The 22,717-nt window shown below is 41.1% G+C and carries 27 protein-coding genes; 15 read left to right on the top strand and 12 right to left on the bottom strand.

Annotated elements, in window-relative coordinates:
* Positions 1-51: 51 nt before the first annotated feature.
* On the bottom strand, positions 52-843 hold the full coding sequence (locus DYD54_RS10425) for an LLM class flavin-dependent oxidoreductase (RefSeq protein ID WP_228703558.1): 792 nt from the start codon (positions 841-843) through the stop codon (positions 52-54).
* A 353-nt stretch (positions 844-1,196) separates the two neighbouring features.
* Here DYD54_RS10425 and DYD54_RS10430 point away from each other — a divergent pair, with 353 nt between their 5' ends.
* Together DYD54_RS10430 and DYD54_RS10435 are read left to right on the top strand one after the other, a co-directional pair.
* The gene (locus DYD54_RS10430) at positions 1,197-2,459 is read left to right on the top strand and encodes an AAA family ATPase (RefSeq protein WP_063514828.1); all 1,263 of its coding nucleotides are present in this window, start codon (positions 1,197-1,199) and stop codon (positions 2,457-2,459) included.
* A 3-nt stretch (positions 2,460-2,462) separates the two neighbouring features.
* Positions 2,463-3,158, top strand: a complete 696-nt coding sequence (locus tag DYD54_RS10435; RefSeq protein WP_063514829.1) for an RloB family protein — start codon at positions 2,463-2,465, stop codon at positions 3,156-3,158.
* Here DYD54_RS10435 and DYD54_RS10440 read toward each other — a convergent pair.
* Positions 3,155-3,805: an IS1595-like element ISMov1 family transposase gene (locus DYD54_RS10440; RefSeq protein WP_063514830.1), complete on the bottom strand. Its 651-nt coding sequence runs from the start codon at positions 3,803-3,805 to the stop codon at positions 3,155-3,157. The two genes, DYD54_RS10435 and DYD54_RS10440, sit on opposite strands and share 4 nt — an antisense overlap.
* Positions 3,806-4,150: 345 nt before the next feature.
* Complete coding sequence (locus DYD54_RS10445) at positions 4,151-5,050, bottom strand: zinc-dependent alcohol dehydrogenase family protein (protein ID WP_228703559.1); 900 nt, start codon at positions 5,048-5,050, stop codon at positions 4,151-4,153.
* Between the two features lie 260 nt (positions 5,051-5,310).
* Here DYD54_RS10445 and DYD54_RS10450 point away from each other — a divergent pair, with 260 nt between their 5' ends.
* From DYD54_RS10450 to arsB (DYD54_RS10460), 3 genes are all read left to right on the top strand, one after another.
* Complete coding sequence (locus DYD54_RS10450) at positions 5,311-5,613, top strand: ArsR/SmtB family transcription factor (RefSeq protein WP_014550505.1); 303 nt, start codon at positions 5,311-5,313, stop codon at positions 5,611-5,613.
* Between the two features lie 64 nt (positions 5,614-5,677).
* Positions 5,678-6,082, top strand: a complete 405-nt coding sequence (gene arsC, locus DYD54_RS10455) for an arsenate reductase (glutaredoxin) (RefSeq protein ID WP_005628499.1) — start codon at positions 5,678-5,680, stop codon at positions 6,080-6,082.
* 3 nt (positions 6,083-6,085) lie between these two features.
* Positions 6,086-7,102, top strand: coding sequence for an ACR3 family arsenite efflux transporter (arsB, locus tag DYD54_RS10460; protein ID WP_063514831.1), 1,017 nt, complete (start codon positions 6,086-6,088; stop codon positions 7,100-7,102).
* Between the two features lie 83 nt (positions 7,103-7,185).
* Here the strand turns inward: arsB (DYD54_RS10460) and DYD54_RS10465 are convergent, their stop codons facing one another.
* Positions 7,186-7,800, bottom strand: coding sequence for a cation diffusion facilitator family transporter (locus DYD54_RS10465; protein ID WP_039195096.1), 615 nt, complete (start codon positions 7,798-7,800; stop codon positions 7,186-7,188).
* Positions 7,801-7,873: 73 nt separating this feature from the next.
* Here DYD54_RS10465 and DYD54_RS10470 point away from each other — a divergent pair, with 73 nt between their 5' ends.
* A complete protein-coding gene (locus DYD54_RS10470) occupies positions 7,874-8,272 on the top strand; it encodes a Cd(II)/Pb(II)-responsive transcriptional regulator (RefSeq protein ID WP_063514832.1) in 399 nt (132 codons plus the stop codon).
* Between the two features lie 194 nt (positions 8,273-8,466).
* On the opposite strand, the gene DYD54_RS10475 is transcribed toward DYD54_RS10470, so the two are convergent.
* Positions 8,467-9,195, bottom strand: coding sequence for an MBL fold metallo-hydrolase (locus DYD54_RS10475; protein WP_218563660.1), 729 nt, complete (start codon positions 9,193-9,195; stop codon positions 8,467-8,469).
* Between the two features lie 44 nt (positions 9,196-9,239).
* The gene (locus DYD54_RS11635; protein WP_218563661.1) at positions 9,240-9,488 is read right to left on the bottom strand and encodes a hypothetical protein; all 249 of its coding nucleotides are present in this window, start codon (positions 9,486-9,488) and stop codon (positions 9,240-9,242) included.
* A gap of 232 nt (positions 9,489-9,720) precedes the next feature.
* On the opposite strand from DYD54_RS11635, the gene DYD54_RS10480 reads away from it, so the two are divergent.
* A complete protein-coding gene (locus DYD54_RS10480) occupies positions 9,721-10,419 on the top strand; it encodes an alpha/beta fold hydrolase (protein ID WP_063514833.1) in 699 nt (232 codons plus the stop codon).
* Between the two features lie 39 nt (positions 10,420-10,458).
* On the opposite strand, the gene DYD54_RS10485 is transcribed toward DYD54_RS10480, so the two are convergent.
* Complete coding sequence (locus DYD54_RS10485) at positions 10,459-11,247, bottom strand: TSUP family transporter (protein ID WP_228703560.1); 789 nt, start codon at positions 11,245-11,247, stop codon at positions 10,459-10,461.
* A gap of 5 nt (positions 11,248-11,252) precedes the next feature.
* Positions 11,253-12,305 (bottom strand): hypothetical protein, encoded by a 1,053-nt coding sequence (locus DYD54_RS10490; protein WP_063514834.1) that lies wholly within the window; start codon positions 12,303-12,305, stop codon positions 11,253-11,255.
* Positions 12,306-12,416: 111 nt separating this feature from the next.
* On the opposite strand from DYD54_RS10490, the gene DYD54_RS10495 reads away from it, so the two are divergent.
* Positions 12,417-13,397: a LysR family transcriptional regulator gene (locus DYD54_RS10495; protein WP_063514835.1), complete on the top strand. Its 981-nt coding sequence runs from the start codon at positions 12,417-12,419 to the stop codon at positions 13,395-13,397.
* 70 nt (positions 13,398-13,467) lie between these two features.
* Here DYD54_RS10495 and DYD54_RS10500 read toward each other — a convergent pair whose 3' ends face one another.
* Positions 13,468-14,781 carry an NtaA/DmoA family FMN-dependent monooxygenase gene (locus tag DYD54_RS10500; protein WP_218563662.1) on the bottom strand — a complete coding sequence of 438 codons (1,314 nt, stop codon included), beginning with the start codon at positions 14,779-14,781 and terminating at the stop codon, positions 13,468-13,470.
* A gap of 220 nt (positions 14,782-15,001) precedes the next feature.
* Here DYD54_RS10500 and DYD54_RS10505 point away from each other — a divergent pair, with 220 nt between their 5' ends.
* Genes DYD54_RS10505 through arsB (DYD54_RS10515) form a run of 3 tightly spaced genes read left to right on the top strand, consistent with a single transcriptional unit; the run spans position 15,002 to position 16,808 of the window.
* On the top strand, positions 15,002-15,331 hold the full coding sequence (locus tag DYD54_RS10505; protein ID WP_227713007.1) for an ArsR/SmtB family transcription factor: 330 nt from the start codon (positions 15,002-15,004) through the stop codon (positions 15,329-15,331).
* 51 nt (positions 15,332-15,382) lie between these two features.
* Entirely contained in the window at positions 15,383-15,793 is a 411-nt protein-coding gene (gene arsC, locus DYD54_RS10510; protein WP_063514837.1) for an arsenate reductase (glutaredoxin), read from the top strand.
* Between the two features lies 1 nt (position 15,794).
* The gene (gene arsB / locus DYD54_RS10515; protein ID WP_063514838.1) at positions 15,795-16,808 is read left to right on the top strand and encodes an ACR3 family arsenite efflux transporter; all 1,014 of its coding nucleotides are present in this window, start codon (positions 15,795-15,797) and stop codon (positions 16,806-16,808) included.
* A 75-nt stretch (positions 16,809-16,883) separates the two neighbouring features.
* Here the strand turns inward: arsB (DYD54_RS10515) and DYD54_RS10520 are convergent, their stop codons facing one another.
* Positions 16,884-17,825, bottom strand: coding sequence for an alpha/beta hydrolase (locus tag DYD54_RS10520; protein ID WP_218563663.1), 942 nt, complete (start codon positions 17,823-17,825; stop codon positions 16,884-16,886).
* A gap of 451 nt (positions 17,826-18,276) precedes the next feature.
* Here DYD54_RS10520 and DYD54_RS10525 point away from each other — a divergent pair, with 451 nt between their 5' ends.
* Complete coding sequence (locus DYD54_RS10525; RefSeq protein WP_063514839.1) at positions 18,277-18,870, top strand: glutathione S-transferase N-terminal domain-containing protein; 594 nt, start codon at positions 18,277-18,279, stop codon at positions 18,868-18,870.
* Positions 18,871-18,941: 71 nt separating this feature from the next.
* Here DYD54_RS10525 and DYD54_RS10530 read toward each other — a convergent pair whose 3' ends face one another.
* Entirely contained in the window at positions 18,942-19,682 is a 741-nt protein-coding gene (locus DYD54_RS10530) for an NAD(P)H-dependent flavin oxidoreductase (protein WP_218563664.1), read from the bottom strand.
* Positions 19,679-19,888, bottom strand: coding sequence for a nitronate monooxygenase (locus DYD54_RS11640; protein WP_218563665.1), 210 nt, complete (start codon positions 19,886-19,888; stop codon positions 19,679-19,681). Before DYD54_RS11640 ends, DYD54_RS10530 begins: the two co-directional genes overlap by 4 nt.
* 166 nt (positions 19,889-20,054) lie before the next feature.
* On the opposite strand from DYD54_RS11640, the gene DYD54_RS11860 reads away from it, so the two are divergent.
* The 3 genes from DYD54_RS11860 to DYD54_RS10540 are packed head-to-tail and all read left to right on the top strand — an operon-like array spanning position 20,055 to position 22,700.
* On the top strand, positions 20,055-20,699 hold the full coding sequence (locus DYD54_RS11860) for a hypothetical protein (protein WP_228703561.1): 645 nt from the start codon (positions 20,055-20,057) through the stop codon (positions 20,697-20,699).
* Entirely contained in the window at positions 20,629-21,831 is a 1,203-nt protein-coding gene (locus DYD54_RS10535) for a hypothetical protein (RefSeq protein WP_228703562.1), read from the top strand. Before DYD54_RS11860 ends, DYD54_RS10535 begins: the two co-directional genes overlap by 71 nt.
* Complete coding sequence (locus DYD54_RS10540) at positions 21,828-22,700, top strand: LysR family transcriptional regulator (RefSeq protein WP_063514840.1); 873 nt, start codon at positions 21,828-21,830, stop codon at positions 22,698-22,700. The genes DYD54_RS10535 and DYD54_RS10540 overlap by 4 nt, the downstream gene beginning before the upstream one ends.
* The last annotated feature ends 17 nt before the right edge of the window (positions 22,701-22,717 follow it).

Below are 22,717 nucleotides of genomic sequence, written 5' to 3' on the forward strand. Positions count from 1 at the left end.
TGGCTGAAAACAAAAATATCGTCTGAAATATTTTTCAAACGGCATTGTTACTCAAAACCGACTTAACACACATTCCGCCAATTCCGTCAGCACTTCATCGGCTGGTCTTTGCGTGGGTTTTAAATTTAACGCCAAATGCGTTACGCCTTTTTCTTGTTCTTTTGCCCAAAAATCCGCCAAGCCGTTTGCTCCGCCACGCAAATAAATGTTGTCAAACAACTGGGCTTTTGCGTTTTTATCCGCCAACACTTCCACAAATTGAGCATAGCCAAAGGCGGTTGGCGTCTCTTTTTGGCATAAATCGTCAAGCGTTTTGATGATGTTTGCCGTGTCATCGGGGTTCACACCGTGCCATAGCCACGCATCAGGCACATTGGCAAGCCAGTCCATTTCCTGCCTTGCTCGCCCAATCGCCACGACTGGCAAGGGACAATCAGGCTTGGGGAGCAAATCCAAATTCCCTGTCAAATCGCCATAATACTTGCCGTTAAAATGGGGAAAATCCTGTTCGGTCAAGGTTTTAATCAACTCAATGCTTTCACGAAAACGCTCGCTACGAGAGGCAAAATCAGCCCCAAATGCAGGGTATTCCACAGGTCTGTCGCCAGAGGATAAGCCCAATAAAAACCGTCCATGACTCAAACTATCCACACTTGTCGCCATTTTGGCAATGTGAATGGGACTACGCAAAGGGGCAATCAACCCTGCCGTGCCAAGGGCGATTTTTTGGGTGTGGGCGGACAAAAACGCCAGCGTAACCATTGGGTCAAGCCCCTGCCCGACATCGCCAAAATGGGGGTCGTAAAACGGCACATCTCGCACCCACAATGCCGAAAAACCCAAGTTTTCAGCCAGCCTTCATTGTCGGCAATGGCGGTCAAATTGTCTGGAATGTGGCTTTGATAGCCCATAAAGGGGGCGATTAAGCCAAACGAGAGCGTATGGGCTTGAAAAACTTGATTGAAAATGGGCGATAAGTTCATTGTTTTGCCTTAAAAATAATGAGAATGGGCGTATTTTAAGGGATTTTTGGTTTTGTAAAAATAGCAAGAATATCAAAAATCTTTTGCCAGATTGGTATAAATCAATAAAAATTTTCACACGGATTGACTTAAACATGAGAAGTGTCCACTTGATTTTTGTTAAATTGCATGATATTTTATGGAAAATTTTTCCAAAAAATAGCTTGAAAATATATGTTAATTGAATTTAGCGTGGCAAATTGCCTGTCTTTTGATGAAAGACAAACTTTAAGTATGGTTAAATCGCACAGCGATGAGTTGCCAGATAACGCCTATTCGGTTGTAAAGGCAAAGGATTTGCATTTGCTACATTCAGTTGCCATTTACGGTGCAAATGCCAGTGGCAAATCCAATTTCATTAAGGCTTTCCGCTTGATGGAACAGATTGTAACAACCACATCACAGCGTGGCGATGAACTTGATGTAACACCTTTTAAACTTAATCAAAAAAACATCACAGAACCATCTGAGTTTGAAGTGGTTTTTGTCATTGATGGTGTCCGCTATCAGTACGGTTTTTCAGCAGATAAATATCAAATTTATGATGAATGGCTTTATGCCTATCCAAAAAATCGCCCACAAAAATGGTTTGAACGGGTTTGGGTTAATGATGAAAAACGCCATACTTGGCAATTTAGTTCATTATTTTTGGGTAACAAACGCTTGTGGCAAGAATCTACAAGAGATAACGCCTTATTTTTATCTACTGCGGTGCAATTAAATAGTGAGCAATTAAAGCCTTTATTTGATTGGTTTGATAAAACATTGGCATTTATTGGTGTTGATGGGTTAAGCCCAAGTTACACCGCTCAGCTATGCACTAAAGAACAAAAAAATGAAATCATTCGCCTGCTAAGGACTGCTGATTTTAATATTCATGATATTAAAGTTCAAATTGAGGATTTTGATGAATCCAAACTGCCTGACGATATGCCTCCCGAGTTAAAAAATCATTTAGTGAAAGCCTTAAAAGGAACCAAACAAATTGATAGCATTGAATTGTTGCATTATGATGATTTGGGTAATCCTGTTTATTTTGATTTTGATGAAGAGTCAGATGGCACACAAAAATTCTTTGCTTTTTCTGGTCCCATTTTAGATATTTTAATGAATGGCAGGATTTTATTTATTGATGAATTAAATCAAAATCTACACCCTAAATTAGTACAATTTTTGGTTGATTTATTTCATAATCCCAAGTCCAACCCAAGACACGCCCAACTTATTTTTACAACGCATGAAACTTCTATTCTAAATCAAAATATCTTTCGTAGAGACCAAATTTGGTTTTGCGAACGCAGCAAGCAACAATCATCTATTTTGTATCCTTTATCTGATTTTAGCCCCAAAAAAGGCAAAGAAAACTTAGAAAATGTTTATTTGTCGGGCGGATATGGAGCAGTGCCATTTATTGACCATTTTATTTTGGAGCAATAAATAATGGGTAGTGATGATTTATTTAAAAAACGCAAATTACGAGCCGCCAAAGAAAAACGCAAGAAAACTGAAAGAAAAAATCATGATAGAGTTTTGATTGTTTGTGAAGGTGAGAAAACAGAACCATTTTATTTTAATGGTTTGCGTTCGGCTTATAAATTGGATACCGCAAACATTAAGATAACAGGTGATTGCGGTTCTGACCCAATGAGTATCGTTGATAAAGCCATTAAAGAGTATGAAAAATCCAAACAAGATGGGAATTGTTTTGATAGGGTTTATTGTGTGTTTGATAAAGATGCGCACCCAAAATATCAAGATGCCATCAATAAAATCAAACAATTATCAACAGGGAAAAACAAAAAGCCATTCTTTGTAGTTTGTTCTGTTCCTTGTTTTGAGTATTGGTTATTATTACATTTTGTTTATACAACACAGCCATTTTCAGCATCTGGTAAAAATAGTATTGCCGATAATGTTATTAAAGAGCTTAAAAAATATATTCCAACCTATGAAAAGGGACAAAATGATATATTTGTATTATTGAAAGATAAACTAAATTTTGCCATTCAAAATACCAAAAGAGTCAATCAAGAATCGGTGGAAAATAATACAGACAATCCGAGTACGACTATTGTTGGATTGGTTGAATATCTGATTGGGTTGAGTAAAACAAATGGGGCTGTCCTAGATAACTAACCCAAACTGCCCTTAAATAATTGTTTTAAAATGGAAATTTGAGATTTAAGGTCACTGTTATTAAAATGCCATTCGCATTCTTTAAGATAAAGCTCAAAGTGTTCTTTGGGAACACCGTTAAATTTGCGTAAATGGCGTTTTGCCTGATTCCAAAAATTCTCTATTCCGTTAATGTGATTTTGTTTTTCTGCAAAGTGCGTACTGTGATTGATTCCAAAGTGATTAAATTCACTAACATCAAGCACATCATAGCTTTCGTAGAAATCTGTGTAAACAATGCTGTCAGGCTTTACTTTTTCTCGTATAATGGGCAATAAAGTGGCTGACTTTGTATTAGGTACGGCAACGGTATAAACCTTGCCATTTCGCTTTAATAAGCCAAATACCGCAGTCTTACCGCTTGCACCACGACCACACTTACCTTTGCGTGTTCCGCCAAAATAGCTCTCATCAGCTTCAACTTCGCCATCTAGCATTTCTAGGTGCTGACTGTGTTGATAGATGAGTAGGCGTAATCGGTGAAAATAGTAAGCAGCTGTTGTTTTATTTACATTGGCTAATTGAGCTGCCGTTCTTGCAGTAACACCTGCAACAAACAGCTCAATGAGTTTGTTTTGTTTGTACTGACTTAGACGACTTTTTCTCACTGGGTTATTTTAACCTAAATGGAGTTTTTAGTCATTATCTAGGACAGCCCCAAATAAAATAAATAATAGTTATGTATTTATAGTTATTTTAACAAGATAAAGACATTGCTTGTTTTTCAGTATAATTTATTGAACTGTTTTATTCCCAAATCAATGTTATTGGTTTGGTCATCATTTTTTACTGTTAACAAATAATTATAATTGCTAGTATCTTAAAACTAATAACTTAATGGTGATTTTTGTAAATTTATTTTTCAAAAATTGAAATTTTGAATTTTAACTAGCCCAAAAAAACAAAAACACCGCCTGAAACATTGTTCAAACGGCATTTCACTTAAAAATCAATCAAACCTTCACCACAATCTTCCCAATCTGCTGATTGCTTGCCATATATTCGTGGGCTTTAACCATTTCATCAAAGGCAAAGATTTTGTCAATTTCAGGGCGTAACTGACCGTTTGCCAAGCCGTCATAGACAAAGGTTTTGGCTTGTGCCAATTTTTCAGGCACGGTGGTAATTTCAAAAAGTTCATACCCCCGCACGGTCAAATGCTTGCCCAAAATTGGGAACACAGGCACAGCGATGTCATCGTGGCTTAACGCCCCATAAATGATGTAGCGACCGTCTTGTGCCATTGCGTGAAAAATTTTGGACGCTTCTTGCCCGCCCACAGGGTCAAACACCACATTGATGCCTTTGCCGTTTGTGATTTCAAACAGTTTGGCGGTTACATCGTCTTCGCTTGTGGCAATCACAAAATCCGCCCCTTTTTCCAAAAGCACATCGCCTTTGGCGTGGGTGCGAGACAAGGCAATCACGGTTGCCCCTTGCATTTTGGCGATTTGGATACTGGCTAAACCAACCGAACTGGTTGCACCGCCCAGCACCACCACATCGCCTTTTTGCATTTTGCCAAACTCAATCAGTCCGCCATAAGCGGTAATAAACGCCATCCAACTGGCGGACGCTTGTTCCATTGATAAATTATCAGGGTGCTTAACGACTGCGTGTTTGGGCATATTGACAATCTCGCCATAAGTGCCGTATTCGGTAAACATAAAGGACGGAATGACGCTGACCTTATCGCCAATGGCAACTTCGTTCACACCCTCGCCAATAGCCACAACCACGCTTGCCCCTTCATAACCCAAAGTCGCAGGGAATACAGGGTCAATCACATACGCCCCTTCTCGGTACATCATTTCGGCACGGTTTAAGCCTATGGCTTGGATTTGGATTTGCACTTCGCCCGATTTTGGGCGGGGATTTGTACATCAACGATTTGCAGGACATCAGGCGAACCTGTTTGGGTGAATTGGATTTGTTTGGTCATTTTTTTACCTTATTTATGAAATGGAATGAGCGTATTTTAATGTATTGAAATTAGGATAAGAATAGCGAAAAATGGGAAGTGGGTTTTCGTATTTGGAAAGGTGGCTTCGGGCAATTAAAAAACACTTCAATCATACTTGAAATATTGAAATTTCTTGTTATAATTACGCCTATGAATACGATACAAGCAAGCAAACTCTTTGAGAGCCTGTCTTCTCCGATAAGACTGGCGATTTTTCAACAACTTACCGCCGCAGGCAGTACTGGCATGATTGCTGGCGACTTGGCAAAACAGCTTAACCTTGCCCCGAATAATGTGTCTTTTCATCTAAAAAGCCTGTTGCATTCGGGGCTTGTGCGTGTGGTGCAGGAAGGACGGCACATGCGTTATTTTGCCGAGCTGGATTTGATGATGGCATTGACCCATTTTCTGACCCAAAACTGCTGTTCTCAAACAGGCGAATCTTGCCAGTGATTTTCAGGCAGCCTGAAAAATTATTGCCAAATATTTCTATATTTCTTGAAAGATTGGAGTAACTATGAACATCACCATTTATCACAACCCAAACTGCGGTACTTCACGCAATGTACTAGCACTCATCCGCCACGCTGGTATTGAGCCACAAGTGATTGAATATTTGAAAAATCCGCCAAGTGAAACGACTTTGCGTGATTTAATCAAACGCATGGGCATCACGCCTCGCCAATTGCTGCGAACCAATGTGCCTCCGTATGAAACGTTTGATTTGCAAAATGAAAAATTAAGCGATGACGAGCTCATTTCCGCCATGCTTCGTGAACCGATTTTAATCAATCGTCCGATTGTGGTGAGTGAAAAAGGTGTGAAATTATGCCGTCCGTCCGAAACAGTTTTGGCATTTTTACCGCCTTTTGCGACCCCGTTTGTCAAAGAAGACGGCGAAATTATTAATCATAAGGAGTAAATCATGGGTTTGTTTGAACGTTTTTTAAGCCTTTGGGTGGCGTTGGCGATTGTGCTGGGCGTGGTTTTGGGTGTTTGGTTTCCCAATGTATTTCAATGGGTTGCATCTTTGGAAGTGGCTCATGTGAATTTGCCTGTGGCGATACTGATTTGGCTGATGATTTATCCGATGATGATTCAGATTGATTGGTCGGCAATCAAAGACGTGGGCAAAAAACCAAAGGGCTTATTTTTAACCTTATTTATCAACTGGTTGGTCAAGCCGTTTACGATGGCGATGTTCGGCTGGTTATTTTTTCGGGTGTTTTTTGCAGGTTGGGTGGACGCACAGTCGGCACAAGAATACATTGCCGGCATGATTTTGCTGGGCGTGGCACCGTGTACGGCAATGGTGTTTGTGTGGTCGCAACTGGTCAAAGGCGACCCCAATTACACTTTGGTGCAGGTTTCGGTCAATGATTTGATTATGATTGTGGCGTATGCTCCGATTGCAGGCGTATTGCTCGGCGTAAGCGACATAGAGATTCCGTGGAATACCTTGATTTTAAGCACGGTTTTATATGTGCTGTTGCCCTTGCTGGCAGGCTGGCTTACCCGCTCTTATTTACAAAAATCGGGTAAATCGGTGGCACAATTTTCAGGCAGCCTAAAACCCTTTTCCGTGATGGGCTTGATTTTGACGGTGGTGTTGCTATTCGCCTTTCAAGCCCAAACCATTATTGCCAACCCTTTGATTATTCTGCTGATTGCTATTCCCCTGCTGGCACAGACTTACGGCATTTTTGCCTTGACTCACGTTTTGGCAAAATGGCTCAAATTACCACACGAAATTTCCGCCCCTGCGTGCTTGATTGGCACGAGTAATTTTTTTGAATTGGCGGTGGCGGTGGCAATTTCTTTGTTCGGTTTGCACTCGGGGGCGGCATTGGCAACGGTGGTCGGTGTGCTGGTGGAAGTGCCTGTGATGTTGTCGCTGGTGTGGTGGATAAACCGAAAATCGCTGGGGAATAAAGGGGTGTAGGTTTTTCAGGCAGCCTGAAAGTTATTTTGCAAAATTTAAAAATAAAAACACCGCTTGAACATCAATCCAAACGGTGTTTTAAATTAACTGACTTTTAATTCCGCCCAAGCCCTTTTGATGATTTCTTGACTGGCTTGTAATGCCAAAAATGCCAAAACAAACGCCACAATTAAATCAGGATATTTTGATTGAAAGAAATAAACTGCCATACCCGCCAAAATTACCGCCACATTACCAATCGCATCGTTTCGGGAACACACCCACACACTGCGGACATTGCTGTCGCCATCACGAAATTTTAATAATATCAACAATGCCGACACATTGACCAATAACGCCAAAAATCCCACAATGCTCATTTCAGAATAACTGGGCATTTCCCCATAAAACACACGATAAATGGTCGTCATTAAAATAAATAAACCAAAACCGCCCATCGTTAGCCCCTTAACCATAGATGCTTTGGCTCGGTAACTTAACGCCATTGGCAAAACAATCAAACTTATCAAATAATTGGCACTGTCGCCCAAGAAATCCAAACTGTCCGACAACAGCGAAGTTGAACCTGATTTAACCCCCATCACAATTTCCACAAAAAACATTGATAAATTTAATATCAAGACAATCCACAAGGCTTTTTTGTACTTGGGCGATTGATGAATGGGCTGATTTGAACCACAACAATTTTGGCACGCCATTTTTTTTGCTCCTGTTTTAAGATGAAAATTTGCTATACTATAAACTCCGTAGTCATTACAGGGTCAAGCCAAAATGTCAAAATTTTTTAAAATAAAACAAGCCAGCGAACAGACAGGCGTGCATTTGGAAACCATTCGTTATTATGAAAAACAAGGCTTAATCAGCCCCACGCACCAACAAAATGGCTATCGTGTATTTGACGAACAAACACTTGCTCAATTACGCTTTATCAAAGCCTGTCGCAATATCGGTTTTTCTTTAAATAACATCAAAACACTGTTGCAATTACAACAAACGCCTACCAAACAATGCAATGAAGTCAATGCACTTGCTGAGCAACATTTGGCATATTTGGACGAACAAATCACAGAACTACAACAAGTTAAAACTTTTTTAATGCAATTTGTGGGTTGTGAAAATAAAACGGTTGATAAGTGTCAGATTATTCAAGGTATTAAAGAAAAAGAATAGCGGAATATTTTTCAGGCTGTCAGAAAAGGTTATTTTGTAAAATTTTAAAAGAAAAACACCGTTTGAATTGCTCAACCACTTTTGCCAAATTGGCATAAATGGACTTTCAGGCTGCCTGAAAAACGGTTTTGCCGATTTTGCAAAGAAAAACACCGCTTGAACCTTCATTCAAACGGTGTGGTATCTAATGAATATTAATATTCAAGCGGTTTATATTCAACCGGCACCCAAGAGAAACCTTTGGCTTCTTTGCGCAGATGTCCTAAACCGGGGAATGGAAGGTGTGCACCTGCAATCCACACTTTGCGCTCGGCTAATTGTGGCAGAATGTCTAAACGAGCTTGTCTTGCCCCTTTTGCATCGACATCAAATTCCGCAGCGACCTCAGGTTCAGGTAATTGCAAGGCGTGATTATGCAATAAATCACCCCATACAAATAAGCTTTCGCCATTGGAAGTCACTTCTACGCTGGAATGCCCCGGAGTATGCCCTGTGGTTGCCACCGATTTGAAATTCGGTATAATCTCATCGCCCAAATTATAATACTTCACACGCCCTGCCACCGCATAAGGGGCGATTGCATCTCGTGTCCACTGTGCATATTTCTGCGTATGCTCGGGCATTTCTTTGATTGGTGTATCTAACCAAAACGCTTTTTCTTGATTAGCGATATAAACCGTTGCATTAGGAAATTCCATTTTGCCATTGCGAGTTACGCCACTAAAATGGTCAAAATGCAAACGCGTTGGAATGATAATATCCACCTGTTCAGGACGATAGCCTGATTTAATCAAACTTTCGGCTAATTTACCCACTTTATCGTCAAACACATCGCCAGAACCTGCGTCAAGTAGCACCAAATTTTTGCCTGTGTTAATCAAATATCCCGTAACAGCCGTTTGCACGCCACCATCTGGAAGCATTGGACGAAATTGCCCTGAAATCAACTCATCTAATTGTTTTTTGGTCAATCTGGTGAATTTTGATAAGCAGGAACGCCAATGGACAAATAGCCGTCATACAAAGCGGTAACTTCATAATCGCCAAGCATCATACGATAGTAGCCGTCCACTTGGGTGCGTTTTTGTGCTACGGCATTTTCTGTGGGTTGATAAACTGCGTGTGAATGCGAATGCGTACCGTGAGCCATTGCCACTGAGCTAAAAAGCGAGCCTGCAAGCAATAACGCCGTGCTGATTTTGGATAATGTTTTCATAAAAAACCTTATTAAAATAATGAATAATAGATAAAGCCAAATGCCCTATCCTGTGAAGTGAGCATATTGTAATGGCTTTTTAAATTTTGTTAAAATAACAACAATCACATAACACTTTTGCCAATTTAGCACAAATGAACCTCAAAATTGGTTTACAACCCATATAAAATCAAGCAAAATAACCTTTTTGTGGGTATAACCCTAAGCAGTTAATAGAATAATATGAATATTGATGGCGAATATACAAATGTTTAAAAAATACTTGATTTCGTATCAAAATGAGATTTTGTCTGCCAGACATTATATAGGTGTTGGCGATACAATCATATTATTGCACGGTGCAGGAGAAACCAATCAATCTGTATTAGAACCTGTGGCAAAAATATTACAAAACCACAATTACAATGTGATTAGCTTTGATTATTCAGGACACGGAGAAAGTAGTCATCATAATCCGTCATCTGTTGCTATTAAAACAGAGCAAGCATTAACGGTCATCAATTATTTTAAATGTTTAAATATACATTTATTTGCTTGGAGTATGAGTGGGCAAATTGCAGTAAATTTATTGAAATATTTTCCAAATATTCAATCGCTTACTTTATTTTCCCCTGCTTTATATGCCAAAGATATTATGGATATTGAATTTGGTGAAAATTTTAAACTCGCATTGAGAGAACAGGGTAACTGGCATAGAACAAATGCCAAAGATTTATTACCAAAATTTCAAGGAAAATTAACTTTAATTCGCCCAAAGTATGACCCGGTTATCCCAAATGGAGTCAGTCAAATCTATAAAGAATATAGCAATCCTGATTTATTTCAAGAAATTATTTTAGAAAATGCTCCACATACTTTGGGTGCTTGGTTTAATGAAAATCCTAATCAGTTTTTGGAAATATTTAAAATTATTAGATATAGATTAAAATAAAATTACCCCTACGAGCTATTGTGCTTGCAGGGGTATAACTTAATTCAAAAGAGTGATGATATATTGGTACATTGGATTATTTTTATCAAAAAGCAATTTGAGAGCCATTGAAATACTGATAATGATAAGTAATGGCTTTATAAGCTTTGAGCCAAATTTAACCGCAAACCTCGCCCCCAAATTAGCACCAATATAAGCACCAACTGCCATTGTGATGGCGACAGGAAAAATAATTGCTCCATAAAATAAAAATACAGACAGCGAGCCAAAGTTACAAGCAACATTAGCAAGTTTAGTATAAGACATTGCATTAAGTAATTTGCAGCCCAGCAATACAATAAACGCTATTAGGAAAAATGAACCTACACCTGGACCGAATATGCCATCATAAAATCCCAATACAGGAGCAATAATTAGACTGAATAAAAAATACGATATTTTTGCCTGCCCTTCCTTGCTGTCATCCAATTTTGGTGAAAACATAAAATAAATAGCAACACATATCAATAAAATCGGCACTATTGTTAATAGTATGTGTTTGGGAATAAGATTGACTGATACAGCACCAATCGCTCCGCCCAAAAAAGACATTAACGCAATAGGCAAGCCTTTTTTCCAGTCAATCAAACCCTTGCGAGCAAAAGAAATAGTTGCAGACAAGGTTGCAGCAGCAGCTTGTAGCTTATTGGTTGCAATGGCAGATACAGGTGGAACACCAGCTAGCAACAAGGCAGGAAGCGTAATAAGCCCGCCCCCACCCGCAATAGCATCAATAAAACCAGCTACCATTGCAACAAAGCCTAATATTGTAATAATATATAAATCCACTTCTATTATCCTTGTACTAGTGCTGGATTATCTTGCAATTTTATGCATTCAATATTATTTTTATACCCAAAAATACGAATTAGCAATCTTCTATTATCTTGGATAACATCACGACAATCAAGTGCTAATGTATTATTTATAATCATACAAGTACTTGGTTGAAGATTGATTTTATAAGCTGCGGCATTATCAATCAAAGAATTAAATTTATCTAATGCTAATTTAACTTCTTCAGGTGCATTTGTATTAGCTGTAAAACGATAAGAATTATATTTAATACCGATAACACCATCGTCATTAAATTCCACAATAGCTACTTTTGAACCACCAGTACCTTTTCCGTCAGTAAAAGTTTCACTACGAGTAAAATCAAAATTATTAGTTGTTAATGCTAACAACTCCATATAATGTAATTGTTCTAATATTGGTTGTAACGGAATGACGGTAGTTGGCTCTGATAGTGGATTATAGCGTGCAGTCAAAACCAATGATGATGGAGCAGGAGAATGACTATCTACAACTTTTGTAGCAGAATGATAGGGTGCCTCTGTGTGAGCACCCAATGCAATACCAGAATGAGAACTTTTATCTGCCTTACTTGCGTCTTCATTGGCTAATTTAGTTGCTCCGCCACCTTTGAAGTTGCCAACCAAACGCATAATTTTTCCATAATTATCAATATCGTAAGCAAAAGCAAATTGCTCTACTGTTGCTAACAAAATTTGATTAGAGGCAGATAATTTTAAACACTCCAAATCAGTTTCCAGTGTCTGCATAGACGGTAAACTACTAGGTAGTTCAATATTAGAACCGTCTATATTTTTATCATAGAGATTTTCAAAAACAATCACACAAGTTTCCTGTTTGATAAATTTTTGAATTTCTAACTTTTGAATTTCATTAAAATGAGTGCTAAGCAAGATATTAGCGGTCTCTTGTGCTAATTGCTTTGCCTCCACCGCCTGACAGCCACCAAGTTTCGCAATCTTTGTAGCAACCTCCTGTACAAGCAAAGCTGCTTGCTCCGATAAATGGATTGATGATTTAAACTGTTTCATAAAAAACTTCTCAATATTAAATTATTTTATAATATAACATAACATTAGTTACCAATAAAGAACTTAAAAAAAACAATTTTTAGGATTTTTTTCGCAGTCATATCATCAAATATGTTAAAATCACACCAATCACAAAATACTTTTCCTAATTTTGCACAAAGGAACCCTAAAAACATCACCTTTTACGCCCTAGAACTCTTTTTAGCCGTTGCCAAAGAAAAGAATTTTTCCGAAGTGGTTCGTCGTTACGATGTGGCAAGTTCGGTCATTTCTCGGCAAATCAAACAGCTTGAAGATGATTTTGGGCAAACGCTGTTTTACCGAAACACCCGTGCGATGAGTTTGACCCAAGCGGGTGAACAGTTTGCCAAGCACGCTCATGCAATGTTGAGCCAGTTCCAGAGCCTAAATGAAGAACTTCATCGTAGCAACCAAGAGCCGCACGGCATTATTCGCCTGAATGCACCGGTATTCTTCGGGCAGAAACATATTGCACCCCACTTGGCGGAGTTGCACCGCCGTTATCCGAAATTGCATATTCAGCTCACCCAGACCGATGATTTTATCGATCCGTATAGTGAAACGGCGGACGTGATTTTTCGGGTATCGGCATTGGTGGACAGTAATCTGAAACTGCGGATCATTGCCCCGCAACGCCATTTTCTGCTTGCCTCACCGAGCTATCTCGCCCAACACGGCACGCTCAAGCAGTTGAGCGATTTGCCTCAACATCAAGGCTTGTTTTATCGAGGGCAGTTGGGCGTGTTACATTGGCGGTTTGGCAAACAAGGGAAGCAGATTGAGGCACAGCCGATGCTGATCAGCAACAATGCCAACAGCTTGATTGAAACAGCGGTAAACGGCGGCGGTTTGCTGATGATGCCGGATTGGGCGGTGCATCACGAGCTACGCAACGGCACGCTGGTGCAAGTGCTGCCCGACCAGCTGATTTCCAGCCAAGAGAGCGAGATTTTTATCTCAATGCTCACCCCACAAAGCACCTATCGCCCAGTGAATGTGCAAGCGGTGATGGATTTTTTTATCGAGAAATTAGACGGTGGGAAGTGTTGGCAGGTGGAAAGTGCGGTCTAAATTTGCAAAGTTTTGAGGAAAAAGACCGCTTGCGTGTAGCAAACGGTCAGTTTGTTTTCAAACATAAAGGCTATGCTTTTAGCCCATACTGATAACCCACGCCCAAATGCTCACGTAAGGTATCCCCTTCATAATCAAGATGATAAATGCCTCGCTCTTGCAAAATCGGCACGACTTTTTCCACAAAATCGCTTACCCCTTTTTGGCTGTCCGGAGCGAGCGAAAAGCCGTCCGTTGCCCCTGCCTTAAACCATTCTTCCATAAAATCCGCCACATCGCTTGCCGTACCCACCACCACAGGGTGATAGTTAATCACGCCATTTGCCAGCACTTCTTTGGGCGACATTCCACGCTGAATCAGCTCCACCGCTCTTGGCGAACGCGGGTCGTGGGGGTGTGGGCTTGCCTGATTTTGTAGATATTCCGGCAAAGGCTCATTCACATCTCGCCCTGTCAAATCCACCCCAATCATCGCCGATAAATAGCGAATTTGCCCATTAAATTCCTCATCACTCATAAAATCAAGGAGCTGCATACGGCGAGCGAGCGCTTCTTCATAACTGTCGCCAATGGTAAACATAAATCCACTAAACATATTGATTTCATCAGGATTTCTGCCGTGAGCCAAAGCGCTTTGTTTTAACACATTGCGGTAACTTCTTGCCTCATCAATGCTAAACGGATTGGCATACACGCCACTGGCAAAGCGTCCTGCCAGCTCCACCCCCTCAGGACTTGGACCTGCCTGAAAAATCGGCGGTTGACCTTGTGGTGTGACTGGAATCGGCAATGCCCCTTTGACTTGATAATGCTTGCCTTGATAATTGGCAGGCTTGATTTGGCTCATATCGGCAAATTGTCCTGACACTTTGTCGGTGATGTAGGCATTTTCGCCAAAAGTCCCCCACAGCGTTTGCACCGCTTCTACCATTTCGTGTGCCATCTCATAACGAGTGGTGGTGTCAGGCAAGGGCTTATTGCCAAAATTGTACGCCACTTCTCTTGTGCCTGTGGTTACGGCATTCCAACCGATACGCCCACCACTGATGATGTCCAGCGTTTTGAGTTGGCGTGCCAAATTATAGGGCAGGTTGTAGGTCGTGGAATAAGTCGCCACCAAGCCGATTTTTTGGGTGTGTGTGGCAATGGCGGAAAAAATGGTCATCGGCTCCAACACAAACATCGGCGATTTACGGGCAAAATCGCCACTCACGCCCGCCCCAACCATTGCAGGGGTATCGGCAATAAACAGGGTGTGGATTTTGCCTTGTTCGGCAATTTGAGCCAGTTTGATGTAGTTATTGATGTCAGTGTAGGCGCGCTCGTTGCTATCGGCAAGTCGCCACGCATAAGATTCGTTGCCATAACCTGTGACAAACATCATCGCCAGTTTCATTTGTTTGAATTGTCAAGATAATCGCTCATTTTGTTCTCCAATTTAAGTTTATGGGCGTATTATAAGATTTTGAAATTGGGAATAGAATGGCGATTATTGGGAAGATGGGTTTTGGATTTGGAAAGGTTTTTTGTTAGGCAACCTCGACACACAAAATCATTTCAATTCTTATTGAAATGAAAAATACATCCTGCTATACTAATCGCCTATGAATATGAACACCGAACACGCCAGCAAACTGTTTGAAAGTCTTGCTTCGCCCACACGCCTTGCCATTTTCCAAGCCCTGACCGCCGAAGGGGGGCGTGGTATGGTGGCGGGCGATTTGGCAAAACAGCTCAATCTTGCCCCCAATAATCTGTCGTTTCACTTAAAAACTTTGGCAAACGCCAACCTTGTTTACAGTGAACAGCAGGGAAAATTTGTCCGTTATTTCGCCAATTTAGCGATGATGAACGGCTTGATTGAATTTTTATTGCATCGCTGTTGTGAAAACGCAAGCGGTGGCGATTGCGAAAAATTTTGCCAATCGTGTTAGCAAATTTTTTTGCTTATTCATTTCAATAACTCTTGAAATAAGGAACATACTATGCACCAAATCAGCATTTATCACAATCCTAATTGTGGTACTTCTCGCAACACGCTGGCTTTGATTCGCCATTTGGGCATTGAGCCGACCATTATTCATTATCTGGACACCCCGCCCGATGAACGCACATTACGCCAATTGATTGAGCAAATGAACATCACGCCCAGAGAGCTTTTGCGAAGTAATGTGCCTGAATATCAACAATTTAATTTGGACAACGATGTGAGCGACGACGACATCATCAAGGCAATGCTAAATGCTCCCATTTTAATCAACCGCCCGATTGTCATCACCGAAAAAGGCGTGCGTTTGTGCCGTCCGAGCGAAGTATTTTTGAGCATTTCACCTGTGGCATTGCAAAGTGATTTTATCAAAGAAGACGGCGAAATCATCCGTGTACAAGGGGCATAAAATGGGCATTTTTGAACGATTTTTGAGTGTGTGGGTGGGGTTGGCGATTTTGCTTGGCGTGGGGCTGGGTATTTGGTTTACGCCTTATTTTCAATGGATTGCCACAATGCAAGTGGCTCAAATCAATTTGCCGATTGCGGTGCTGATTTGGCTGATGATTTATCCAATGATGATACAAATTGACTGGCTTGCCATTAAAAATATCCGCCACAATCCCAAAGGGCTGTGGCTGACTTTAACGGTAAATTGGTTGATTAAGCCTTTTACTATGGCACTTGTGGGCTGGTTGTTTTTTAAGATGCTTTTTGCTGGCTGGGTAGATGAACAATCGGCAAGCGAGTACATTGCAGGTATGATTTTGCTTGGGGTTGCACCTTGTACGGCAATGGTTTTTGTTTGGTCTCAACTGGTCAAAGGCGACCCCAATTACACGCTGGTGCAAGTGTCCTTAAATGATGTGATTATGATTTTTGCCTTTGCTCCGATTACAGGGCTTTTGCTTGGTATGAACGACATCACAATCCCGTGGGACACGCTGTTTTTTAGCGTGTTGCTGTATTTGGTGTTGCCTTTGCTTGTGGGAGTTGCCACTCGCAAATCTTTGCAAGATGAACACAAAATTCGCCAATTCAGCCAGCGTTTTAAGCCTTTGTCTATTTTGGGATTGTTATTGACGGTGGTGCTGTTGTTTGCGTTTCAGGCACAAACCATTGTGGATAAGCCGATGATTATCCTGCTGATTGCCATTCCTTTATTGGTGCAGACTTACGGCATTTTTGCACTCAGTGCGATTTGGGCAAAATGGCTTAAATTGCCCCACGCCATTTCCGCCCCTGCTTGCTTAATCGGCACGAGCAATTTTTTTGAATTGGCGGTGGCGGTGGCGATTGCTTTATTTGGTTTAAATTCAGGGGCGGCATTGGCAACGGTGGTGGGTGTGTTGGTTGAAGTGCCTGTGATGTTGTCGCTGGTGTGGTGGATAAACCGAAAATCGCTAAAAAATAAAGAGGCGTAGGCTTTCAGGCTGGCTGAAATTTTACACAATTTCAATAAAAACACCGTTTCCCAAAAAACGGTGTTTTTTATCAGCTTATTTTGCTCGCTCCCCAATCCATTCCACCACATCATCATTAATTTTCTGCCCACCCTTTTCCAACATCAACAAATGCCCAAAATTGGGATATAAAATCAAACTTTTATCTAACGAGTTGGTTTCATTATAAAAATCAATGGCATCTTTGGGTACGACAAACAAATCTTTGTTACCGCTAATCAAAAGTACAGGGGCGACAAATTTGTCGTCATTGTCTTTTAGATACTGTATGCCTTCTTTAAAACTGTTGGGGAATGAAACGGAGAATTTGTCTAACATCAACGGATCGCCACCCAGCGATAACCCCTCGCCATTAAAGGGTAAATTCAGTGTGGTCATCGCCACCATTCCGCTGACAAAACTGTCCGCAGGTTCGGGTCGTGGCAAATGCCCAAAATTCATTTGGTTATACCGCAAAACACCTGCCGCCAAAATAAAGCCGTCCGCCCCTTGTGGGTATTTTGTGCCATAGAGTGCGGCAATGTGTCCGCCCATTGAATGCCCCAACACAAACACAGGTGTGTTTGGATTTTCACGCTTGGCTTTTTCTACCACCAAACGCAAATCCTCCACCATTTCAAAATAGCTTTTGATGTGAATGCTGTCCCGACCGTCCGATTTGCCGTGCCCTCGGTGATCAAAGCGGTAAACGGCAATGCCGTTTTGGTTCATCGTTTTGGCAAACTCGCCAAACACCCCAGAATGGCTCGCCAAACCGTGCGAAATCACGACAATGGCTTTGGGTTTGGTGTTTGGAATGTCTTTTTGCAGGTGCAATTTTAAGCCGTCTTGGGTGCGAATATGGGTGATGACGGATTGGGATTGAACGGCCGCTGCGGCAGATGTCACAGGCACATCAGCATGGGCAACGCCGCCAAAGGCCAGTGCTAGAGATAAAGATAATGCCAGAGCAATGGATTTGATTGAATGTTTCATCATGGACTCACTTAGTTCTATTATTGGAAAGTAAGTTCATTATAGATTTTTATAATTAATAAAAGAGTAGTCAGTATTGGAAAAGATATTTTTAAATTTGAAAAAAACCACCCTAGTTCGGGCGGTTTTTGACTGATGCAGTCCTTAGATGCTGATTAAATTTTGCCAACCACCCATAAGAATGACAAGAACATCACCCCCGTCAGGACGGAGCTGGTGACGATGATAAATAGATAAGGGTAGGCTACTTTAAAGGCGTTGATGAGTGCTTTCATGATGACCTCCTTGTAAAGTTCAGTCATGGATTATAGGCTAGGATATATCATTCGGATTCTTTTTTCAATCGTCATTTACACCATCAAAGTTACCCGGACCAACCCGACTAGCACTACCCTGCATACCCAAAACCATGCTATACTAAGCCCACCCCCCCCCTCTACAAAAAGGACACCTCATGCAAACCCTATATATCAGCACCACATCGCCTTATACTCGTATGCTTCTTATGATTGCATACACCAAAAACATTGAGCTTGCCCTGCGGTTTGTTGTGCCGTGGGAGAACCCAAGCGAGCTTGTCGCCGTCAATTCATTTAGCCAAGTCCCTGCATTGGCGTGGCAAAATGGCGATACCATCACCGAGACCCCGCTAATCATTCAGGCACTCGCACCCGATGTGTACACGGACAACCCTGCCTACAACCTGCCACGCATTGCCAAGGCGTTAGGCATTACCGCACAAGGTGTGCGAGCCTATTCCACTCAAATTTTTGGCAAAGATACGCCCCACCCTTTTGTGGCACGCTCTACCGATATTTTGACCAGTGCCTTACCTGCCCTGCCTACGCTTTCGGCAGATAGCGATGAATGGGGCGATAAGCTTTTGCTTTGTTCGCTGATTTGGATTGGCATTCGCCTGCCCCATGTTTTTGAGACACTAAGTGATGACAACAAAAAAGCGGTGTCGGAATTTAGCCAAACACCACTTATGCAAAAACTCACCACCGAAATGCTAGAAAATATGCCAAAAACGGTGCAGGATTTGTGATTTAAAGTTGTAATTTAAAGTTGTGATTTAAAAAAATGCAGGGAAAATATTCGCCCTGCATTTTATTTGAATTAGCTCATCAACTCATCAATCATCTCTTGTACGCTTTTGATACGGTTAATGGCACCAATGCCATTGCCCACCGACACATAGCCATTTTCAAAATCGCCTTCTAGCATTCCCAAACGCATGCCTGTGCCAGCGTTCATCACTTTGGCGATGTCGGCTCGGCTTGCTCCACTTTCACTCATTTGGAAGCATTGTTTGGCAAGTTCGGTTGGCAATGAGCGGTAATAATACGGCTCAGTGCGGAAAAGAAATAAATCGTTGGCGGTAGAATCCACAATCCACTGCTTGACTTTTACGCTCGCTCGGCATTCTTTGGTGGCGATAAATGCCGTGCCAACCCAAATGCCCTCCGCCCCAAGCGTTAAAGCCGCCTGCACCGCTTTTTTATCGGCAATGCCACCAGCCAGCATTATGGGCAAATCCACCTTACCGACAAACTCTGCCAAAACGCTAAAACTGCCCACTTCTTTCATCGGCAAAGTTCCGCCTTCGTCAAAGCCTGTCAAAACCAAAATATCCGCCCCCAGTTTTTGGGCTTTTAAAGCGTCTGCCAAGTTGGGATTGGGCAGGCGACAGATGATTTTGGTGCCAGCAGTTTTGAATTTTTGGTAAATATTTTCATCAAGCAAGCCGTTATCCAGCACCACAGGCACACGCTCGTCAATCAATAAATCCACCATCAAGGGAATGAGCGACAAATCATAAGACAGCATAAACGGCACGCCAAAGGGCTTGTCGGTCAAGGCTTTGACCTTACGGATTCGTTACGCATACGATCTAAGACTTCTTCGTTGGAGCTTGGGTTGGTCGTCTGCCCTGCGTGTGGGGCCAAAAAACCAAGCCCGCCTGCGTCTGCCACGCTTGCCACCAAATGTGCATCTGTCAGCCACGACATTGGGGCTTGGACAATGGGGTATTTGATGTTTAGGATTTGGGTGATACGGTTCATAAAATTTTCTCTTTAAAATAAATGGAATGGGCGTATTATAAGATTTAATTTTTAAAATTTGAATGGCGAAAAATAGGAAGTTGGTTTTCGTTTTTGGAAATTTAAACTTGAAAAATTCTTAACTAACCACATATGTGAGAACACTATTGTTTTAAGGTGATGATATATGAATCAAAAGCAAGATAAATTAGAGTGGCTTTTGCAAACCAAAGAAACTCGTCAATATTTTGAGAAAAGTACTTGGGTTACTTTACGAGCATCCAATCATCAAAAACAAGGCGAATGCAGAGAGATAGGCTTTGTAGAAGGATATTTTGGCTGTTATTCCGTTGCATTTCCTCCTGAGCATAAAGAGAGAGCTTCTGAATTGACTTGGTCTCAATTTGGTGGAATGGAAGTTCTGCCTTATGCATATGATGATGGTCATTATTCGCCTATTGAAGAATATGAAATTGGCGATAAAGAACCAGTGGGTGTTAATTTGATTTTTAATCATCCTCAACCTGTAATAGGTGGAAATAAATGGATTATCAACCCAGACCTAATTGTGGCTTTACGCCTAATTAAAGAAGGAAATAATTGGGTAAGACCAGAAGAAAATTTTGTTATTGTTATTCAAGAAGAGTTGGATTCTGATGGAAATCACATTTCTATCAGAATTAAAAGAGAGTTTTTATTGGATTATCTAGCAGCAAGAAATTTATCTTTGCGTTTGTCATATTATAGACGAAGAGTAGAAAATGTTGATAATTTATCAACAAGCCCATATTTTTTCCCTTCAAAATACACAAGAAGAGAGAGATGGGGGTAGATTTGAAATATTGATTCGTCATTTAAATGATATTTATGGTGGTTGTTGGTCTATGTTTCGTGTATGGAGAACCGATATAGATGAAAATGACGATGCCCCACTTATGACAGAAGAAACCGACCAAAATACAGCCTATGAACAAAAGCAAGGCTATGAAAGTGGCTATGTTGGCATTAGAGTTGAAAGTGAGTTTTGGAGAGACGAATGGATTGAACACAAAAATCAAAGTATTAGAATTAGAGGAGATAAGGATTTAAATTTACCTTCTTTTATTGTGGAAACAGATGGTTCACGCCTAGCTTCTGAAAAACTCAATAACGAAGATGTGGGTAGATGGCTTTGGTTTAGAACAGGTATCATTAATGAGCTTTTGAATTGTCGTGGATTTAAACTTGAATGGCACACAGCACAAACAGGGGCTATTCATTCTACTTCTGGATACAGAACGCATTTTGGGATTAATAATGCAGATTTAATCACGGTTTATGCCTATGACATTGCAAAACTTGATTCTTGGGAACAACATCTTTGGGCTGGTCATAATGTTGTGCCTGATGGTAAAGTATCATCAGAATTATTAGATTCACAAGTAAAAGTTCAGCCTGCCAAAACTTATGCAGTAGAGGATTTGTTATTTAAGTGTTTAGATGCATTAGAGCGAGATTTCTTAAAAAAATACAATAAACCGTTATTCTCTCACAAGTTAGATGAACAAATGATTCAAAATATTTCTCGCTTTGCAAGTATGGACAAGGCATCATTGTTGCGATTAGCCAAAGATTTAGTGAGGGTTTTTACTGATAGACTTAATGTAAAATCTTTAAGAGAAATATCACAACATAAAGATAAGGATAAGCTAGGTTCAAATAAATTACTTCAAGATATTATTGCTCAAACAATAGGGGAAGATAAAGCAAAATCATTATTTTCCAATATTGTTGGGATTTATAATATGAGATTAGGAGATGCACACCCAACGGGTTCAAAAATTGATGATGCTATCAAATTGGCAGGAATTGATGAAAACTTATCATACTTGCGACAAGGAGAACAGCTTATTCACAATTTACAAAAAGCAATAACTTATATTGGATATGTTTTATTTGTACTTAATAAGAATGCAAAACAATGAACCTCAACGCCTTATCCCTATTTGTTGCCGTCATCAAACACGGCAGTTTCTCCAAAACGGCTGAAAAATTGGGCGTGCCGATTGCCACCATTAGCCGTCAAATTGCCGAGCTGGAAAAATACTTACAAATTCAACTCTTTGACCGCCAAAAATCAGGCGTGAAGCCCACAATGGCAGGGCAAAAACTCTATGATGAAGTGCATTTGCCCATTGAGAGTTTGTTGAATGCCAAGCAGGTTTTGTTTGACGATGAACAAAATTTAAAAGGTGTGTTACGCATCTCTACCATGCCTGCGTGTGAGCCGATTTTGGGGTGGGTGGGCGAATTTCAAGCACAGTTTCCCCACATTCAAATCCATTGCACCATGACCGACCGAGTGCTGGACATGACCGCAGACGGCATTGATGTGGCGTTTCGCATGGGAGCGCTACATGGCGAGCAGTTTATCGCCAAAAAAGTGCTGTCCGTCCGCTCAAAATGGGTGGCTCACCCTGACTTACTTGCCCAACATGGCACGCCAAGCACCATGCGGGACTTGGCAAATCTCCCCTTGGCAGGCTGGGCAAGGAATGGCGAGACGGCTTTGTCTATCAAAATTGACAAACAAACCCATCATTTGCCTTATTTATTTGCCAGCAATGAAAGCCCAGCGGTGGAATTTATGGCGATAAATGGGCGAGCAGTGTGTCAGCTTGCTGATTATACGGCAGATAGGCTTATCAAGGATTATGGGCTAACAGAAGTCTTGGCGGACATAGAACTTCCAAGCTATGACGTGTCCATGCTCTATGCTTCACAGCGTTATCCGTCTGCGATAGTGCGGGCGTTCGTTGAATTTATTATGAATAAAATTGGTATCGCTTCATGACGGACAGATCTTAATAT

Origin of the sequence: Moraxella ovis, assembly GCF_900453105.1 — a bacterium.
Taxonomy (GTDB): Bacteria; Pseudomonadota; Gammaproteobacteria; order Pseudomonadales; family Moraxellaceae; genus Moraxella; species Moraxella ovis.

Bases quoted from the DNA above. Each gene is read 5' to 3' on its own strand.
- DYD54_RS10500 (WP_218563662.1), bottom strand. From the start codon at position 14,781: ATGATGTTTGTCACAGGTTATGGCAACGAATCTTATGCGTGGCGACTT.
- DYD54_RS10525 (WP_063514839.1), top strand. From the start codon at position 18,277: ATGCAAACCCTATATATCAGCACCACATCGCCTTATACTCGTATGCTT.
- DYD54_RS10450 (WP_014550505.1), top strand. From the start codon at position 5,311: ATGAATACGATACAAGCAAGCAAACTCTTTGAGAGCCTGTCTTCTCCG.
- DYD54_RS10465 (WP_039195096.1), bottom strand. From the start codon at position 7,800: ATGGCGTGCCAAAATTGTTGTGGTTCAAATCAGCCCATTCATCAATCG.
- DYD54_RS10480 (WP_063514833.1), top strand. From the start codon at position 9,721: ATGGCGAATATACAAATGTTTAAAAAATACTTGATTTCGTATCAAAAT.
- DYD54_RS10490 (WP_063514834.1), bottom strand. From the start codon at position 12,305: ATGAAACAGTTTAAATCATCAATCCATTTATCGGAGCAAGCAGCTTTG.
- DYD54_RS10520 (WP_218563663.1), bottom strand. From the start codon at position 17,825: ATGATGAAACATTCAATCAAATCCATTGCTCTGGCATTATCTTTATCT.
- DYD54_RS10505 (WP_227713007.1), top strand. From the start codon at position 15,002: ATGAATATGAACACCGAACACGCCAGCAAACTGTTTGAAAGTCTTGCT.
- arsB (WP_063514831.1), top strand. From the start codon at position 6,086: ATGGGTTTGTTTGAACGTTTTTTAAGCCTTTGGGTGGCGTTGGCGATT.
- DYD54_RS11860 (WP_228703561.1), top strand. From the start codon at position 20,055: ATGAATCAAAAGCAAGATAAATTAGAGTGGCTTTTGCAAACCAAAGAA.
- DYD54_RS10475 (WP_218563660.1), bottom strand. From the start codon at position 9,195: ATGCTTCCAGATGGTGGCGTGCAAACGGCTGTTACGGGATATTTGATT.
- DYD54_RS11635 (WP_218563661.1), bottom strand. From the start codon at position 9,488: ATGAAAACATTATCCAAAATCAGCACGGCGTTATTGCTTGCAGGCTCG.
- DYD54_RS10435 (WP_063514829.1), top strand. From the start codon at position 2,463: ATGGGTAGTGATGATTTATTTAAAAAACGCAAATTACGAGCCGCCAAA.
- DYD54_RS10470 (WP_063514832.1), top strand. From the start codon at position 7,874: ATGTCAAAATTTTTTAAAATAAAACAAGCCAGCGAACAGACAGGCGTG.
- DYD54_RS10540 (WP_063514840.1), top strand. From the start codon at position 21,828: ATGAACCTCAACGCCTTATCCCTATTTGTTGCCGTCATCAAACACGGC.
- arsC (WP_063514837.1), top strand. From the start codon at position 15,383: ATGCACCAAATCAGCATTTATCACAATCCTAATTGTGGTACTTCTCGC.
- arsC (WP_005628499.1), top strand. From the start codon at position 5,678: ATGAACATCACCATTTATCACAACCCAAACTGCGGTACTTCACGCAAT.
- DYD54_RS10430 (WP_063514828.1), top strand. From the start codon at position 1,197: ATGTTAATTGAATTTAGCGTGGCAAATTGCCTGTCTTTTGATGAAAGA.
- arsB (WP_063514838.1), top strand. From the start codon at position 15,795: ATGGGCATTTTTGAACGATTTTTGAGTGTGTGGGTGGGGTTGGCGATT.
- DYD54_RS10495 (WP_063514835.1), top strand. From the start codon at position 12,417: ATGTTAAAATCACACCAATCACAAAATACTTTTCCTAATTTTGCACAA.
- DYD54_RS10535 (WP_228703562.1), top strand. From the start codon at position 20,629: ATGTTGATAATTTATCAACAAGCCCATATTTTTTCCCTTCAAAATACA.
- DYD54_RS11640 (WP_218563665.1), bottom strand. From the start codon at position 19,888: ATGAACCGTATCACCCAAATCCTAAACATCAAATACCCCATTGTCCAA.